The following is a 17,975-nucleotide window of genomic DNA, read 5'->3' on the forward strand; positions in this document are numbered from 1 at the left end:
CGTTCTACTTTTGTCCCCATCGGCTTGCTCCCACCAAACAGTTTTGTCTCAGGTGTCTCGCCGCTTTCTCATCATCTTTGCTTCCCACTATTCCAGCTAAGTCCCAACTATTCGGTAATCTATAGTGCAACTCCCACTCCCCGACGTTGATTATATACTTTTCTGCTTTTGGTTCCCGCAGTTCTACCAAGCGCATCTGGGATGTTTTCATGGTAAACTCTAACCGTTCGCTACATTCGGGACAGTTTACCCAACTATTCATTTGCTCCCCGAAGGTGATTTCTCGTAGGGTTAATAAATAAGCGTCCCGCTGTCCGATACTCATAGTAGCCAGTGTGGCCCTCGGCTTTTCCGGACAAGCAAAACTCAAAAGAGTCAACGCCCTGTCCAGGGGATGTTGACTCTGTCCTATTTCCCAACAACGTATTAGCTCATTTGCTGTTAGTGGTCGCATTGGACTACACTAGACCTCTTTTATAAGTCTCATCAACCTTGGTGATTATAAGGCAAAAGGCATGCATGCAAAAGGCAAAAGATAAAAGGGATAGATTTTGATTTCATATTTATTTTTGCCAGAGGTCTACTAATTTTTAATCCGATTCTTTTTGCCCATCAGCCTTCCTTTTATAGGACTACGCATTAAGGTGTTTGACATTGATAAAAGCAGCAAAAGCTAATGCACGTCAACTTTTGCCTTCCCCTCCTGGGAGGGGTTAGGGGTGGGTTCCTCTTGCCTCTTGCCTTTGCGCGTAGCGCTATATCTATGCCGGTTCAGTGAAACTGGGTTCTGTCGGTTCCGTCACGTCATAGTCACGTTCCCATCCTTCATTTTGGAGTTGAATGCTCTGGATTGCGATTTCGTTGCCGCTTGCATCCAACTCTGGTAATGCTTGGAATTCCGATACCCAGCAGCGATATACTTTATAAGCGATCGCTACTTGTCCGGCTTCGTTCATCACCTCGATAATGATATCCTTGCGGAAGTCTTTCAAGGACACTTCGGATCCCAAACCCGAGCCGTAGTTCCAGACCTTATTAGCCCATTGTTCAAAGGCTGGGTCGTGGGTTACCCCCCGTTCTAATGTAATTGCTTCGTACTTAGTTTGTCCTGGGGATAATCGGGAACTGCTGGCGTCTCCCCCTGTGCGATGTTCTATCACTTCGGTGCTCCGACTTAAGGCACCAACTTTACTAACTCCCGCTACGTAGTTCCCATCCCATTTGACCCGGAATTTGAAGTTTTTATAGGGGTCAAATCGTTCTGCATTTACTGAAAATTGAGCCATGGTTTCCTCCTTAAGATTGTCCTGCTATTTGTTGGAACTTGAGTATTACAAATTCTGCGGGCTTGAGGGGGGCAAATCCAATTAGGATGTTGACAATCCCCCGGTCTATATCGTACTGAGTCGTTGTTTCCTTGTCACACTTGACAAAGTAAGCGTCCTTGGGGGAACTGCCTTGAAATGCTCCTTGCTTGAAGAGATTTTGCATAAACGCGCCGATATTCAATCGCAGTTGAGACCACAGGGGTTCGTCATTGGGTTCAAATACAGCCCATTGGGTATTGCGATACAAGGTTTCTTCCAGGTATAATGCTAGTCGGCGCACGGGGATGTATTTCCATTCCGAAGCCAGCATATCGTCTCCTACCCTGGTGCGCGAACCCCAGACGATTCGACCTGCTGGTGGCATCACTCGCAAGCAGTTAATCCCTTTAGGGTTCAACTCCCCATTTTCAGGATCGGTCAGGGGGACGCTGAGACCTATAACTCCTTTTAAGACGGCTTCCAAACCCGCTGGTGCTTTCCAAACTCCCCGGCTGGCATCCGTGCGGGCAAATACTCCTGCTATAGCCCCGCAAGGGGCAAATTCTTCTATTTGATTCTCTTTGAGGGGGTTGGGCATCATGAGGCGCGGGAAGAAGATGGCTCCATTGGTACTGACTGACCCGACTTGACTTGACTCATCAATCCCTGTTTTCGCATCATCCTTACTATCCCAACTACTAGGAGAGTCGATAATCATCATGGCGCGGCGCTTCAGGCAATATCCCAAAGCGTCGTCAATTAGACTTGAAGTTATATCCCCACCTGGTACAAAGGGTGGGATGCACAGCAAGTTAAACAAGTCCGTATTCTCTAGGGCATAAAGTCCCTCTTTGTCTCCTTCCTTTCCTGTACCAGTGAATTCCTCTTGTGTGATCGCATCTCCATCTGAGCCTTGGTGATCGTCAGCTACCTTATTTGAGCGAGTATCGCTCCACAAATCTTTTTTCAAATCTTCTTCGTTCAAATCTTGATCATTTGGCGTTGGAATAGGTAGATCTGCTGTAACTGTTCCATGGTAACGCACTAGGTTTGAACTATGTTCTAGTACCTTATCTACTTGTCGAGGGTGACCGTACTTCGCCGAGACATTCAGGAATGTTTCTACTTCCTCTGTCTCTCCGTCTCTTATATAGAGATTGAACAATTTATCGGTTTCGTGTGTGCCCTCATCCGTAATGCTTTTGGGAAAATTCCTGTCAACCCTGGCCCGCAGCTTGTTTCCCCATACTCCCGGGTTTGCAGCTTCTAAATCAACTGCACTGCCATCGTCTTGACCTGCCTTCAAGGTGGCTTTTTCCTGCTCTAAATCTTTTTGTTTGTAAAGTCGAACAATCACCGCCTGACTTCCACCATTAGTGTAGAAATCCCGCACCGCGAAACTCATGGTACTGTGATTCCACAATCCGCCAAATATGCGCTCGTATTCTCCGTAGTTATTAATTAGTATTGGCTCATCGGTCGGTCCCCGTAATGCCCTACCGATAAAGGCTGTGATTGAAGTGGCTACGCCTGTTATCGTGCGGACTCCTGAGGGTATTTCTTCTATATAGACCCCAGGATAGGTTGGTGTTACTGGCATTTCTCTCTCCTTTTTCCCTTAGTTATTTTTTTCTTTGGTCGGCAGTTCCCTGGCGTTGCTAAATCTTTGAATTAATAGGAGTAGAGTGGGCAGGATGCCCCCATGAGTAGAGTGGGCATCCTGCCCGCTCGAAAATTGTAACAGGCAAGATGCCCGTTCCACGCCTGATGCCCATTCCAAGGCCAGATACCTATTCCAACTCACTCTTAAAATTATTCCATTATTAAGCAACGCCAATCCATCAATTAGCAATTAACAATTTTATTATGATTGTCCTGCTATCTGTTGGAATTTCAGAATCACAAATTCTGCTGGCTTCAAGGGTGCAAACCCGATCATGATATTAACTATCCCCCGATCGATATCATACTGGGTTGTGGTTTCCTTGTCACACTTGACAAAGTAAGCGTCTTTGGGGGAGCTGCCTTGGAATGCCCCTTGCTTGAAGAGATTTTGCATAAACGAGCCGATGCTTAATCGAAGTTGAGACCACAGGGGTTCGTCGTTCGGTTCAAATACGGCCCACTTGGTATTGCGATACAAGGTTTCTTCTAGGTACAATGCGAGTCGCCGTACCGGAATGTATTTCCATTCTGAGGCTAGCATGTCGTCTCCCACTCTGGTTCGCGAACCCCACACTATTTTACCCGCTGGCGGTCTATTCCGCAAGCAGTTAATTCCCAGAGGGTTCAACTCTCCATTTTCGGGGTCTGTCAGGGGGACGCTGAGACCTATAACTCCTTTTAAGACGGCTTCCAAACCGGCTGGGGCCTTCCATACACCCCTGGTACCATCGGTGCGAGCGAAGATTCCTGCCACAGCCCCACAGGCGGCAAATACTTCTATTTGATTTTCTTTGAGAGGGTTAGGCATCACGAGGCGCGGGAAGAAAATGGCTGCATTTTCACTGGTAGACCCCACCTGATTCTTAATTCCTGATTTTGCGTCTTCCTTCTTCTTCCAACCGCTAGGAGAGTCGATAATCATCATAGCCCGGCGTTTCTGGCAATAGGCGATCGCTTGATCAATTACCCCTGTTTCAACATCTAGTCCATCAGCGGCCTCTTTGTAGGGTGGGATGCAGAGCAAGTTAAACAAGTCGGCCTTTTCCAGAGCATAAATTCCTGTTTTGTCGCCTTCTCCTTCAGTAAAGTTATTACTTTCCAGGGGGTCGCCATTTCCTGCACGGTCTATTGGTTGCACCCCATTTGAACACAGTTCGTACCACACTCCTTCCGCCTTAAATTTCTTCTTTTCTTCTTCTCGGGAGCCTTCGTCAATTTGATCCTCTATCTCTTCCCATGTGCTAGCATTCTGCTCTGGTCTAGCACCAGGCAATATCCCAATTACCCGTACTAATTGTGAATCTTTTTCCAGTACCTTCTTAATGTATCGCGTTTCGCTTTCGTCAACAGATAGATTCTGGAACGTTTCGACTTCTCCGGTCCCTCCATCCCTTACGGATAGATTGAACAATGCACTGCCGTCTTCTAGTCCCTCATAGTCAACCCGAGCCCGCAATTCGTTGCCCCAAGACCCCTCGTTTGCTGCTTCCAGGAACAGTTCATTATCTGTTCCTACTGATAATTGTGCCTTCTGCCTGATCTGCAAGTCAGCAACTATTTGATCGATTTCTTTTGTATACTTCTCATCTGACACATCAATCTTGAGTGAAGTAACAATTATATCGACTCTTCCTTCATAGTCTTCTGCTGAAACAATATTAATTAATCCATGGCTTTCGAGCACATTACCAATAATTTTATCGACTTCTTCTTGGTACTGCTCAACGGTTAATTCATCGGATAAACTATAGATATTTATCGCAATCTCTTTGGCTATCTTTCCTGGCACTGTAGTTTGCTCTGGCCAAGTGTTAGGATCGTTGCTTAGCTGCTCAGGTTGAGTATCTAAATGAGTTTGTGCAGCTTCAATACCATCGTCTTTGTTTTCTGTATCTTTAATATCGTTTACTACTGGAATTACGTCCTGTAATTTATGGAGTTCGATGGCAATTTTTTTAGCTGTCTGTCCTCGCTCTGTATTTTGGTATGGCCAAGTTTTAGGTTCGCCTCCTGGTGGAGGAGTTTTATTATCCAAATGGCGTTTTGCCGCTGTAATGCCAGCGGCTTCATTCCCTGCATTTTTAATGTCATCTACTGCTGCCCAGACATTAGAGTTATACATCTCGATGGCAAAGTCTTTGGCTATCTTTCCTTCCCCTGTGCTTTGCTCTGGCCAATTGTTAGGATCACTTACTGCTGGAGGAGGTGTAATATCTAAATGGTTTTTTGCCTCTGTAATGCCATCCTCTTTATTATCTGTGGTATCGCTGTCAGCTTCAGTTTTAATCGCACTTACTGTTTCGAAGACTCCGTTTGTATCTGTAGCTTGCATTTCTCCAGGATTGAACAGTCGAACAATTACTGCCTGACTCCCGCCATTTGTGTAGAAATCCCGTACCGCGAAACCCATGGTACTCTCATTCCACAACCCGCCAAATATGCGCTCGTATTCTCCGTAGCTGTTGATTAGGATGGGATCATTGGTGGCTCCTTTTTGTGCTCGACCGATAAAGGCTGTAATTGAAGTGGCTACACCTGTTATCGTCCGTACCCCCGAAGGAATTTCTTCTACATAAACTCCAGGATAAGTTGGTGTTACTGGCATTGTTTATACTCCTTTTTTGTTCTTCTGGTGATTAATTGCTCTTGAGATAACTGCGTAAGCATTCAGCATTCAGCTTTCAGTATTCAGCTTTCAGCTTTTGAATCAACTTCTTAAGCATTCATTTTATCTGTGTTAGGTAGCGTGGGTGTAGCCCATTAGCTGATAGCTGATAGCTGACGGCTGTTCGCGCAGCGTGCGCGTAGCGCATATGCTTACGGTCAACTGTCAACAACCACCTCACTTTCCACTGGCTGACCGTCATTTTCCGCTTCTGTGAACTGATTCAACTCTTCCTCAATAACCTGAATAGCACCGCTGATGCGCAGTAAGGTTTCTCGCAGATTCATTTGCTTGGTTTCATACTCAGCCAGGAGTTTTTGACCTGCATCAAATTCAGCTTTGAGGGATTGGAGACGCTGTTCTAATTTCTCTTTCATGGTTTGTAGCTACTAACGTTTGGTTTTGGTCAAGCCCCCTAAATCCCCCAAATTTGGGGGGCTAGGGCATGTCTTCTTGCCTCGGAGATCCCCCATTATCCCCCTTAAAAAAGGGGGACGAGCGAGTATGGCTCCCCCCTTATTAAGGGGGGCTGGGGGGGATCATAATCTTGCGGAAAACTTTTAAAACACGCCCTAGGGGGGTGGGGGACGAGCGAGTATGGCTCCCCCCTTATTAAGGGGGGCTGGGGGGGATCATAATCTTGCGGAAAACTTTTAAAACACGCCCTAGGGGGCTAATCTGGGAAATGATGTAATTACTCCTTATTGAGAGCCTGCAACTGTGTGATTTTAGTTTGCTGCTGTTTAACTTGCTTGGCCAGTTCCAAAATTTTCTTGTTTTGCTCCTTAATAGCTTCTATGAGAGGGGCAATAAGCTTAGAATAACTCAGAGACTTCATCCCCTGGGAATCAGTGCTTACTAGTTCTGGGAACACCTCTTCTACCTCTTGGGCTACCAGTCCAATTTGTGTTTCTTGGCTAGCTTTTTGCTCATCTTTCCATTGGTAGCTCACTCCCCGCAAACCTAGGATCTTTTTAAGCCCGTTTTTTAGGGGCTTAACATTTTCTTTTAACGTTGCATCGCTTGATAACTCCACATTCTCAGCGAGTATTTTGCCATTAACGTCTAGTTTGAGGTTAGTTACAGGAGATTGTCCTCCCTCTCCTGGCACTTTCCCAATCCCGACAGCACCGCTAGTCTGCAAAACAATATGATCGTTAGAGTCATTAGAGGTTCCAATCTCAAAGGTAGTGTTTTCAGCCTGCTCTCTGACGTAGTATCGTATCCATGCTGCATCGCCGTGGCCCTCGTTCGTTCCAGGATCTTTTGGAAATAATATACCAGAGTTCTCTGTGTTCCCAACAGCAGGCATTATCGCTCCACCGCTTACTTGCAGCTTTGCTTGCGGAGCTTCTGTTGTGCCAATACCAACACTTCCATCTACTGTTAAAGCACCCTCTAAGTTCGTGTTCCCTGCGATCTCCACATCTTCCAGTACTGACAAATTACTGGTGAGGGTGCTTTCACCTGTCACTGTCAGGATGTCGATTGTCGAACCACCTGTTACAGATAATGCGTGGTCTGGATCTATCGTCGCGGACCCGATCGCCACATTGCCCGTTTCTACAGTCAGATTGCCACTCTTAACAACCACATCCCCTTGCTCGACAACCAGTCCCAACTTCTTAAGACCTGTATGACCACCGCTGAAAGTTGGATTAATTCTCAGCGCTGCTAGGACGTCATTATTTGCTGAACTTGTCAAAGTTGGTGTGATTTTCGTGGCATTGCTAGTACCGGTCAAACTTGGTGCTACTTCTAGCTTGCCTGTTAATTTAGTAGCACCGGTAACGGCTAACTTGTAACCACTTTGGGAGTCTCCTCCGATGCCGACTTCTTGATTTGCTTGATTTACCTTCAGAGCAATAGTATTTTTACCGACTTGCAGATTACCTTCTAAGAGGGTAGAACCCCCTGTCACTCTCAACTTATCGGATGTTGAGGCTGCGGGTGTCCCGAAAACTAATTGTCCTAATTTTATGTTTAGATGGCCATCGTCGAGGTCTACATCCCCCTTAACTACCTGCAGTCCCAACGTCTTTACATTTTGGTAAGTAGCTGCATCGAAACTTGGCTCAATTCTTGCCGCTACCAGGATTTCGTTATTTTCTGTAGCAACTAGTTCTGGTGTTACCGTCAGCGTTTCTAGATCTGTAGAACCAAGAACGCTCAAGTTTGTATCAAAACTGACTAATTCGTTTGCTGCCCCTTTTACATACAACTTTGGTTGCTTATTATTTACAACTTTTTCCCTGGGAATTTCAGTCGCCCCAATACATACATTTCCATTGGGAATTGTCAAAGTCGGTTGAGTTCTACTCCAAACACCTGTGAGGTTCAGTGAATATACATCGGTATCGGCACCTTGATTTACTTGTAAACTAGTATTTACAACCAAAGTTTGTAAGTCAGTAGTTCCAGTAACTTTGAGTTGATTGTCTCCTGGGTCATCAGTACCGATGCCTACATTACCATCTGGTTTAATGACCACCCAATCCGCTAACGTCCCGTCCTGACCTGTGCTAAATCTTAACTCCCCTGATGAAGTACTTGTACCGTCTCCTTCTACTACAGAATAAATAGCTGCTGCTTCTTGAGCCTCTTCTTTGTATTTTGTGTCTTCATCATCTTCGGCTTCCTCGTCTATCCCCTCCTGTGTTACTATGCCCTTTTTCCAAACTATCCTGCCATTAACAGGCTCACTTTGTGTGGCAGCAAACAGTGACAGAAAATCTTGGTTATTATCTCCGTCTAGCTCGACTTCCAAGGGGCTAATAACCTTTAGTTTGCCAGAGGTATGCTTGGTTTTCAGTTTTCCATGAATCTTTAACTTATCTTGATTTTGCTGACCCAGTTCCACATTACCTGGGGCTCCTTTCTCTGCATGGTAGGTTACCTTACCGTAAACCTCCAGATCTCCCGCCACTTTCAAGCGTGCTTTTGTAAGATCATCAGGATCATTTGGATCTTTTCCAATATCTACTAAATACTCTTGGTTTCCGTTAACAGTTAACTTTGGTCCAAAGGCGACACGCCCCTCTTCTACTATCAACCCATACTGGGCTGCTTCTGTTATTCCGCAACTACATGTATCCTTAAAATCAGGCTTAATGTACAATCCGACTAGCTTGTCGTTCGAGTCCCTGGCATCCACTTCCGGTCGTAAGTCTACCCCGATCCGGTGTTTGTCGTGTTCTTCATCTCGTGTTCGAGTTTCACGGCCAATGCCAACTTTACCTTTTTCTATCATCAACCCAAACTTGTACACCGGACTTTGACCGTTCTCATTAAAGTTTGGGTTTATATATAAGGCCGCTAACTTCTGTTTATGCTTTGTCGCTGTCACTTCCGGTCGGAAATATACCCCTGTGCATAAATCCTGTTTGTTTGATAGGTCTTGTTGCTCGTGACCAATTAATACTTCGCCGTTTTGAACTTTCAACCCATAGTGTGAAACATTGGTCTTACCATTATTATTAAATGTGGGATCAATATCCAAAGCTGTGAGAGTGTTGTTATCAGCATAAGCTGTCAACTTCGGTGCCAACTTCTGACCGATGAGTTCATTATTAGTATCGTCATTAGTTAAGTCTGGATTTACCAGCAACCCAATTGTCTCGTCGGGAGGTTCTGTTCCGATCGCTACAACACCCTTGAGCCAACTTGTCCCTTCTACAATCAGGTCTTTACTACCAGTTATCGTCAGATTGTCTTTGGTCAGACGCATCACCTCTTGTTCACAGATGCTGAAGCTGATGGCCTGATCGACGGGATCTGGTGCTTTTTCTTCCAGTTCATCCTTCCAATAGCCCACATTCAAAGTGAGTTGCTTTCCACCTTGAATCTCGAGCTGGTCATCAGTATGGAATGGTTCTGTTTCTTGATCACGGCGGGCATCATTGTAGCTATGTACCCCAATTGATAACTTCCTTCCTTTTGGTACAACCCCGTTATATAATCCCGTTTCCCGCGCCATCTCTGTCAGAGCTGGGAAAATTTCCCGGCAATCCTGAAGCACTGTCCATAGAGAATTGGGAATATTCTGATAATTGACAATCGCCAATGGACAGTAGTGATATACAATCCCGTCTGGTTCTTTGTCGTCTGCTGGCCACACAACTTCTTGTTGAGAGCGGGTTGGGATTAACCAATAATCTCCGGTCCTGTATTTTTCATCTACTGTATGAACAAACTTGACTTGTAGCCCTTTTTCCAGTTCTATAAAATCTTGATTAATTTCTTCCTCAGAGAGGAATTTTATCTCTCTTACATTTGTTTCCCAAATCCGTACAGTTGTGATTTTTTCGTCAGGGTTTAACTGATTTATTTCTTCCTGATCCCAAGTATTTTGATTTATAGTTAGGATCAGTCCATCATTACTTTCCCCTACATGATCTACTTTTAGAAAGAATCCTGGTTCACCTGCTTTTACACGTTCTTCGTCTGTAATTTCTATCCACCACTCTTTACCCTGTTCCTCTGTAAATTGGATTTGATTATTTTTTAAAACTGTAATCTTAAAGGTCTCAATTTTTGTCACTTTTGCGGCCATGGAAGCATTGTTTCTGGCCCACTTAAACGTAGTATCCTCTACATTGTCGTCCGCAACTTCATGTATTTCTACCCTGTAAAGATCGTTGGGCAACGCTGTTCCACTCTTTACCTTGAGTTTCCCTTTCTGCTGGTTCTCAGTCAGTAAGGTTTTCCACTCGTCCCGCCATTGTCCCTTGTCGGTCAATTCTTGTGCCTTTAACTGCCAGTAAGTCTGGGTGCGAGTGGTCGTATCGGGTCCCCCCAGGGCTGGCTCTAGCAGGTTTTGGTCTTCTATAGTTGTAATGTGATGCTGCCATACCTCTAAATAGACTAGGTAATCCCCTGGATTGGCAGTTGTTCCGTCTTTTTCTAATATACCCGGGACTGTTAGTATATCAAGCTTATAGTCCTCTTGAGGATTTTCACAGAGGACACCCTCTACATAACATCGTCCTTCACTCAGCTTAATATTACTTGGGTTTTCTATTTCAAAATCAATAGCAAAACTATTGAGATCTGGCACTCCATGGAGTCCAATAATCTCCTTGTTCGCGATCTGTTCTCTGTAAGCAATTATATCTAGCTGTTCGTTCCAGTCCGCATCTAACAATACCCGACCTTGCTGTAGGCGAACACTGCTGTAACGGTTGCTGGCATCAAATGTCCAACGAGTAAAATCCCCTTTCATCTGTTTAACCTCGCGTGTTATTTTTTGTTAATTTTTTTGGTTAATTTTTATAAACTGTGCTGACTTCCATGCCCAAGCGCAAGTATTCATCCAAACTTGCTGCTAAATTTGCCTCTTGTTGCGGTCTCTGCAAATTATTGAACGCCCCCATTTCAGTATTATTTTCTGCCCCCTTTTGAATTTCTTGAGGGCAACTGAGGCTTAACTGAGCATAAGTCGGTTGACCGTACTGCTGGGATGTAAAACTGGGCTGTAGTTCTGAATTCTCCAAAGTCTTTGGCTGGCACTCATATCGTTCTGGTGTAGAGTAATAATAATTTTCTTCTTCTGTTGGTGGCTGTGCTGAGATTTGGTAACCCACTGGGGCGTAGCTATACCGCAGACCGCCACTTCCTTGTTTTTCGGCTTTTACGGGTTCCATAAAGATTGTTTCCGAACCCAACTCCATTTCTTCTATATATACTCCCCCAAAAATTGTCGAGCGCTCGATTTTTGTCACGAGTCCATGGTGTCTTCCCAACGACCGGATTGCTGCCGATCCGGCCCCATCGATTATACTATCGCGCAGTGCCAACGCTCCACTTTCAATGGGCAAATTTACCTGCCCAACAATACTATTAGAGATTGTCACGTTGGTCTCCCCAGAGACTTCGCTAATGCCCACAAGAGTTTCTTGGTGTTGGTCAGGAGATCGCTTGGGTCGAATCGTACAGTGGTCTACTTCTAGTTGCGCCTTCCCTGCGACGATGACTTTACCGCCACAAAGCACACCATTTAGCCGTAACGTTGACCCCTCAGCACCGCTCACGATCAGATCCCCTCCCAAAGGACTTATCGTTGGTCGGTAACCATTTCCTGCTTCGATTGTCAAGCGATCGCACGGACCGAGTTCGATCAGCAACGTATCGTCAACTACAGGTGCTGTAAGGGTGCGCGCCGTAAAGTGCGCTTGATTGTCCATTATCCTGATCGTGTTGTGGGACTCGCCGCTTGCCTTCCAAGCGGCGATGGCTTCGGACAGCGATGTATACCAGTTTTCGGTAGCCTCTGGAGGCATTTTTCTGGCTACCCACCGAATTGTTTCTGCATCCTGAACCAGAGTTTGACTCCGATTATAAGGACCGCCTCCCATATTAGCACTAAAGCCATAGCTGAAGTTAACTTCTAAATTATCCCAACCCGGATCCTCGCCACTGGCGAACATTAGCCGACCCAATTCCACGTCTACGGCGATTTTACCGGGTGGCGGTTCTTCCCAATTGGTTAATCGTTGGGCAATAATCTTTTCTGGTGGTATGGCTGGATATTCTGCCCCTTGATTTTTTCCACGCTTTATATATATCACCAGGCTGCGCGCAGCTCCGTAATAGTACTCGCTATTGAGTTCTGGTTCTGAGCGATCTACCTCTGGCGCTGGCACTTCTTTGAGGTCAACGGACTTGCGATAGTCTTTTGCCATTTTTAATAGACTGTAAGTCGTATTTTCCGTCTGCTGCTCCACCCAATCATTAGGATAGATATAATCGTCGTCATCACCTAATCGGAAAACTTTAATGAATTTTTCATCAGTTTCCTCCTCGGGAGTAGACGTTTGGAAAGGTCTTAAATCTTCCTCAAAGGCCTTATGACTGATTGGGATTGGAAGTTCAAGACTGTCCAATTCATGAGCCCATAGATTCTGATTTTCTCTACTTTTTGGCTGATTGAACAAAGGCATATCGTAACCCAAGGGGTGAAAGGTATAGCAACCGGTTTGGTTGATTACTGGCCAGTCAGGTTTAGATTTTTTCTTGAGCTTGTGCCTGTAATAGCCATTCCTATTGCTGATCACTCTTGGACTCACCTGCACGGTATGTTTGCGCTGGCTAGGGGATGTATTAAAGCCAAAAACCGCCTGTTCAAATTCATATTTGCTGGTGTCATCCCTGGTATCCCAACGCCTAATATCTACCGCCTTGATGGGTAATTCTGGCCTATAGCATGGGGTAGAGCGTTTTATTGGATAGCTTTGTAGTCTCCAAATAAATAGACTGAGACTTTTAAGGTTGTATCTGATTTGATTGCCATCAAAAGCACGGATATCTAAGGTATGAGCATTACTGTCAAATAAATCCTGCATCGCCACCATTGCCGTACTTTGAGTCAGAGCAAACGTGGCAGCGGACTGCAGGCGGACTCTTTGGATATACTGAGTGGTGAGGACGTAGTTGAACATTTCCACGACCCGCACTGTCCACCCCGTGGTATTCTCAATGGCTAGCTCTAGGGTTCTGGGAGTCCCTTTATGCCTGCGATAGCGAATCGCATTACCAATGCGACTGCGCTGAACGGGTAAAATCTTTTCCGGGTCATTTAAGTCTTGAATCCCTACCAATTCAGCAATGTAGGGCAATACCCATTGATCGCAGGTTTCAATGAACCAGTTTTCGTAGAGGTTATTGATATCGGCTTCGAGGATGCCCAGTTCTTGCTCGACGATCGCCAGCAAGGCTCGCAGGGGTTCGCCTGAAAAGAAATCTTTCCGACGATAGATAGCTGGTAATAGCTCGTATAGTTTCTCCCTCACCATGTTTTCCGTCACCGTTAACGATTTCTTAGCTATGGTTATCCAAAACGTTGAGGTTTTGAACTTAAGTTGGGCTGGCTAGACAAAACAAAAACCCTTATTAATCAAGGGTTTCATGAAGTTTTAATGGTGATTCGTTATCGTATCTCTAACTCAATACTGCCTGAGACCGGATTGAGTAATAGCAGTTGAGCCGGTTCCACCTCAAGACCATTCCAAGAAGCTGGTTTTGCTTCTAGGAATTGGTTGAACTTTTGATCGTAGCCATCTAAGTAAAGGGCATCCAAGTCTACACCATCAACCCCTTGAATTGACTGAATTAACTGGAGGATCTCTGCAGCAGTTACATTCTGAGCAAAGGCACGCTTTTCAAAAGCAAATGCCTCCTTAAGCACCTTTTTTACATCACTCATTACAGTATCAGCCACATATTGCCAGTTAATCCAGAGATTCGCCTTAATATTGAACAATAGACCCTGGTAACTGTCAAGGCTGAACTGAGATGCCGGACCACCACCTAAGCTGAGAGTGGGATCCCTTACGTCTTCAACAGCTTGTTTAATTTGAGCGTAAAGATTTGAGTCAGGTTCAACTGGTGCGCCATTGCGACCAGCTATCGTTGCTTGTACCATACCATAATTTGCCGTCATTTGCAACTGAGTAGCAATAACCTTCCCAATACTAGAGAAGCCACCGATAAAGTACTCGTAATCTTGCAAAGAAATAATCCGATCCAAAGACCGCGTTTTCAGGGGAGCATTTTGCCGTGCTTCGTCCCTAGTTTCTGGTGGTGCTGCACCCGTTGCAGCTTGGGGATTAGTTGCCTCCACCACACCTAACGGTGCGCTTTGTACTAAAGAGATTGTGTTAGCTGCGACTTCACCATCAGGACCAATACCTGTACGATAGGTAGCAGTGATATTTTCCTCCCCAGTTGTCGGTCGTGCCCCTTTGTAGCCATCCCCAAAGATCACACGGGTTTTGCCATCATCGTCTATCCGTGTCATATACCGCTGTTCTGGGGATGTTAACTCATAAAGGGAGGTAACTTCTTTCCACAGTAAACCATCCACACGCACGCTCAGGGTGCTTTCGCTACCGGTAGCTGTATCTGCCGAAACATAGGTTAAGGGTGGATTTTTCAGGAGAAATTCCTGGTTCATCTTCGCCCCATCACCGCTACCGAGCACTTCATCAGCAACGGTTTCCCCGTGGGTAACCAAAGCAACATTGGCGTTGATGGTCACTGTGGTGCGATCGTAGGTATTCAGGAGGGGTTCAACTAGCTTAATCACTGTGCGCTGCTGTCCTTGGATTACATCCTTTAAGGAAGCAACCTCACTGATAATTTTGTCAGCTTCGGTTGCAGCCTCCAGAAGGATTTCCCCTGGTTTTGTGGTTATCTCCCCCTTAAACCCAAGTTGATCGATCAGATTCCAGCGCACTAAACTACCTGGCATCACAACCTGCTCTGAAGGCATTGCGTTTAAGGTATTATCTTCCGTGAGTTCCTGACGCTGTTGGATAGACAGAGAGTCTCCAGGCAGTATTGCTGTTGATTCTATACTTTCGGTGCCTTTCAAAATACAGTGGTTGCGTGTGCCAATAAATACTTGACCTTGCTTACTAATGGCGATCGCCCGGACATCATTAGCTAGGGCTTGTCGCATTTGGATCCACTGACTATCTTCCTGGAAGATAGCACGACGATAGATATTACCACCTTTAGTCCCTGCAAATAGCCAAGTTACATTATCCTGGGTATCTAAACCTAAGCTATAGACATTGTTGTTGGTTAAAGCCCTATTTTCGTGCTCCCAACCCGAAACCTTCGGTTTTGTAGTAATGTTTATAGTCTGCTGATAAGTTTGAGAAGCTAAAACCGGATTTAATTGCCCTGAAAAAGCACCGAGAGCTGACGAGACTTGATAAAGGAATTCTACCAACGACTTTTCTAGCTCTTCTAGGTCTGAATTTGGCAAATATTCCAGAGAGTTTAGCTTTGAACTTAAATCCTCTGCCTGATCTTCTTGCTCTACATTTAAAAAACTTCTAAATACACCGGATTTTGTCCCCACGAACATGTAAAGCCTCTTATCTTGTGTTTTAAGATCGAGGGCGCGCACATCTTTATCAGGCAAGCTATTGTTACTATCCTCATTATTCAGGGAAATCCAGCTTTGGGTGTCATCCTCGCTATTATTAAACGTCAAGGAAAATACTCCATCAGATGTCCCTGCAAAGATATAACACTTACGATTTTTTGTATAAGTCTTGATGTCGCGGACTTCGCGATTTATCCATCCCCTGGATAAGTGATGCCAAGTCTGGTCAGGATCATCCAGATTGCGGCGACATACATTTTCTGCGGTTCCCGCCAAGATGTAGCGAGAACCGTTTTGTTCGTATATCTCCAGCACGTTTACATCGGTATTTGTCAAGCCATTATCAAACCGTTCCCATCTCTGCTGTTGGTTCAGTTCCTGGCGAAATATACCCCCTGCTGTTCCTGCTAACAGGTATTTATAATTACCTTGAATATCGATCGTCAGGCTGCGAACATCTGTATTTGTCAATCCTTCATCATCAAGTTTATGCCAGCTATTCCCACCAAAGTCTCGACTCAATATGTCTCCTGTTCCGATTGCTATCAATAGATAGCGTGTGTCATTGTACTGGTAAGTTTTCAGAACCCTGACTTCTTTTTCACCATTTTCCCAGCTATCAGAAAACTTATTCCAGCTAGCGGTTAAATCTGTCAGATCCCGACCAAATATGCCTTCTCTGGTGCCAGCCAACAGGGAGATATCGCCACTATCTTGATAAATATCTAGAGCTTCAACCTGTTTATTGGGCAAGTCAGTATTAAAATCCTCCCAGGCATTCTCTCCCAGCTTGAGGCGAAATACTCCTAAATTTGTCCCTGCCCACAAATAGCGTCCGCCCCATAATTCATAAGTCGCCAGAGCTGTTATAGCTTCTTTATTGGGAACGTTATTATCAAATTTAATCCAGGATTGGGAATCGGACTTTAAGCTAAAGATATCTCCCTCGGTAGTCCCCACAAATAGTGTACGTACTCCATTTTCTATATAAGTTGTCAGAGCACGAACATCAGTCTTTGTCAAGTCATAGGTAATATTTTCCCATTCCCCATCCCCTCGATCCAGATTTAGACGAAATACCCCTGTGTTTGTCCCGGCTAACAGATAGCGATCGCTTTTTTCTGCATAAATCTCCAAATCTTGGACATTACGAGCTCCTAAATCAGCATCTAAATCCCAACTAATACCATTGTGTTCTCGGCGAAATAGACCTTCTTCTGTTCCTGCGAAGATGTAGAAAATACCATTGCGTTCGTAACTTTCCAATGCCCCGATGCTTGTAGGCAAATCAGTCGTAAGTTCGCTCCAGCTAGTGCCATCATTTTCAGACACTCCTCCTACTGTCCCTGCCACTATCATGGGGGAGCCACTTTCTTCATAGCTCTCTACAGCACGGACATCAGTATTTGTCAAGTCAGCTAGCTCGGTCCAGTTACTGCCATCATGTTTAAAGACTCCAGCTGCTGTGCCCGCCAAGATGATGGGGGAGCCACTTTCTTCATAGCTCTCTACATCACGGACATCAGTATTTGTCAAGCCATCATTCAGAGGGCTCCAGTTACTGCCATCATATTTAAAGACTCCCCCTGCTGTGCCCGCTAAGATGATGCGGGAACCACTTTCTTCATAGGTCTCTACATCATGGACATCACGATTTGTCAAGCCAGCTAGCTCGCTCCAGTTAGTGCTATCATGTTGAAAGACTCCCCCATCTGTTCCCGCTAAAATGATCGGGGAGCCATTTTTTTCATAACTTTCTACAGCACGGACATTAGGATTTGTCAAGCCAGTGAGCTCGCTCCAGCTAGTGCCATCATGTCGAAATACTCCGGTTGCTGTCCCTGCCAAGATGATGCAGGAGCCATTTTCCAAATAGTTGGTCAGGTCACGGACATCAGTATTTGCCAAGCCATCATTCAGAGGACTCCAACTAGTGCCATCATGTCGAAATACTCCGGTTGCTGTCCCTGCTAAGATGATACGGATTTCATCTTCTACATAGCTAGTCAGAGCAACCACATTGGTATTGGTCAAGCTCTTATTATTCAGTGATTGCCAGAATCTGCCATCATATCGGAATACTCCGGCTGCTGTCCCTGCCAAGATGTAGTGGGAGCCACTGTCTGAGTAGCACTCTAGAACTTGAATACTCTGTTGGGAAGGGTCAATACTTTTCCTGTCCAACCACTCATCGCTTCCCAGTTCCAGATGCAAGACTCCTGTTGCTGTTCCAGCAAATAGGGTTTCCCTATCGGCTTCCTGGTCAATTAACAAATCATTAACATCAGTATACGTCCACAGTTGAGTCAAATTTGCCCAAGTTTTGTCACTCAACAACGACTGGCGGACAACCCCTCCCATGGGAGGGATTTGAGCTCGCATTTGCTTGCCACTTATAATAATTTTCCGCTCTTCTTCCAGTCCTGGGACTACTTTATCTAACTCA

Annotated in this window: 9 protein-coding genes; all 9 read right to left on the reverse strand. The window is 45.2% G+C overall.

The genetic code is table 11. The features are described from left to right. Positions 1–4: 4 nt before the first annotated feature. Complete coding sequence (locus F6K52_RS15945; protein ID WP_293079242.1) at positions 5–325, reverse strand: hypothetical protein; 321 nt, start codon at positions 323–325, stop codon at positions 5–7. 436 nt (positions 326–761) lie between these two features. After that, positions 762–1,286 (reverse strand): phage tail protein, encoded by a 525-nt coding sequence (locus F6K52_RS15950; RefSeq protein WP_293079244.1) that lies wholly within the window; start codon positions 1,284–1,286, stop codon positions 762–764. A gap of 10 nt (positions 1,287–1,296) precedes the next feature. After that, positions 1,297–2,907 (reverse strand): phage tail sheath C-terminal domain-containing protein, encoded by a 1,611-nt coding sequence (locus F6K52_RS15955; RefSeq protein ID WP_293079246.1) that lies wholly within the window; start codon positions 2,905–2,907, stop codon positions 1,297–1,299. A gap of 18 nt (positions 2,908–2,925) precedes the next feature. Continuing rightward, positions 2,926–3,111, reverse strand: coding sequence for a hypothetical protein (locus F6K52_RS15960; RefSeq protein ID WP_293079248.1), 186 nt, complete (start codon positions 3,109–3,111; stop codon positions 2,926–2,928). 60 nt (positions 3,112–3,171) lie between these two features. Then, complete coding sequence (locus F6K52_RS15965; protein WP_293079250.1) at positions 3,172–5,577, reverse strand: phage tail sheath C-terminal domain-containing protein; 2,406 nt, start codon at positions 5,575–5,577, stop codon at positions 3,172–3,174. A 218-nt stretch (positions 5,578–5,795) separates the two neighbouring features. Beyond that, on the reverse strand, positions 5,796–6,014 hold the full coding sequence (locus F6K52_RS15970; protein WP_293079252.1) for a hypothetical protein: 219 nt from the start codon (positions 6,012–6,014) through the stop codon (positions 5,796–5,798). Between the two features lie 317 nt (positions 6,015–6,331). Next, positions 6,332–10,858, reverse strand: coding sequence for a DUF6519 domain-containing protein (locus tag F6K52_RS15975; RefSeq protein WP_293079254.1), 4,527 nt, complete (start codon positions 10,856–10,858; stop codon positions 6,332–6,334). Positions 10,859–10,898: 40 nt separating this feature from the next. Continuing rightward, entirely contained in the window at positions 10,899–13,439 is a 2,541-nt protein-coding gene (locus F6K52_RS15980; protein ID WP_293079256.1) for a phage tail protein, read from the reverse strand. 122 nt (positions 13,440–13,561) lie between these two features. Next, positions 13,562–17,911 carry a hypothetical protein gene (locus tag F6K52_RS15985; RefSeq protein WP_293079258.1) on the reverse strand — a complete coding sequence of 1,450 codons (4,350 nt, stop codon included), beginning with the start codon at positions 17,909–17,911 and terminating at the stop codon, positions 13,562–13,564. Positions 17,912–17,975 lie beyond the last annotated feature (64 nt).

It is taken from the genome of Moorena sp. SIO3H5, from assembly GCF_010692395.1.
Lineage (GTDB): Bacteria > Cyanobacteriota > Cyanobacteriia > Cyanobacteriales > Coleofasciculaceae > Moorena.

Bases quoted from the DNA above. Each gene is read 5' to 3' on its own strand.
- F6K52_RS15945 (WP_293079242.1), bottom strand. From the start codon at position 325: ATGAGTATCGGACAGCGGGACGCTTATTTATTAACCCTACGAGAAATC.
- F6K52_RS15950 (WP_293079244.1), bottom strand. From the start codon at position 1,286: ATGGCTCAATTTTCAGTAAATGCAGAACGATTTGACCCCTATAAAAAC.
- F6K52_RS15955 (WP_293079246.1), bottom strand. From the start codon at position 2,907: ATGCCAGTAACACCAACCTATCCTGGGGTCTATATAGAAGAAATACCC.
- F6K52_RS15965 (WP_293079250.1), bottom strand. From the start codon at position 5,577: ATGCCAGTAACACCAACTTATCCTGGAGTTTATGTAGAAGAAATTCCT.
- F6K52_RS15970 (WP_293079252.1), bottom strand. From the start codon at position 6,014: ATGAAAGAGAAATTAGAACAGCGTCTCCAATCCCTCAAAGCTGAATTT.
- F6K52_RS15975 (WP_293079254.1), bottom strand. From the start codon at position 10,858: ATGAAAGGGGATTTTACTCGTTGGACATTTGATGCCAGCAACCGTTAC.
- F6K52_RS15985 (WP_293079258.1), bottom strand. From the start codon at position 17,911: ATGCGAGCTCAAATCCCTCCCATGGGAGGGGTTGTCCGCCAGTCGTTG.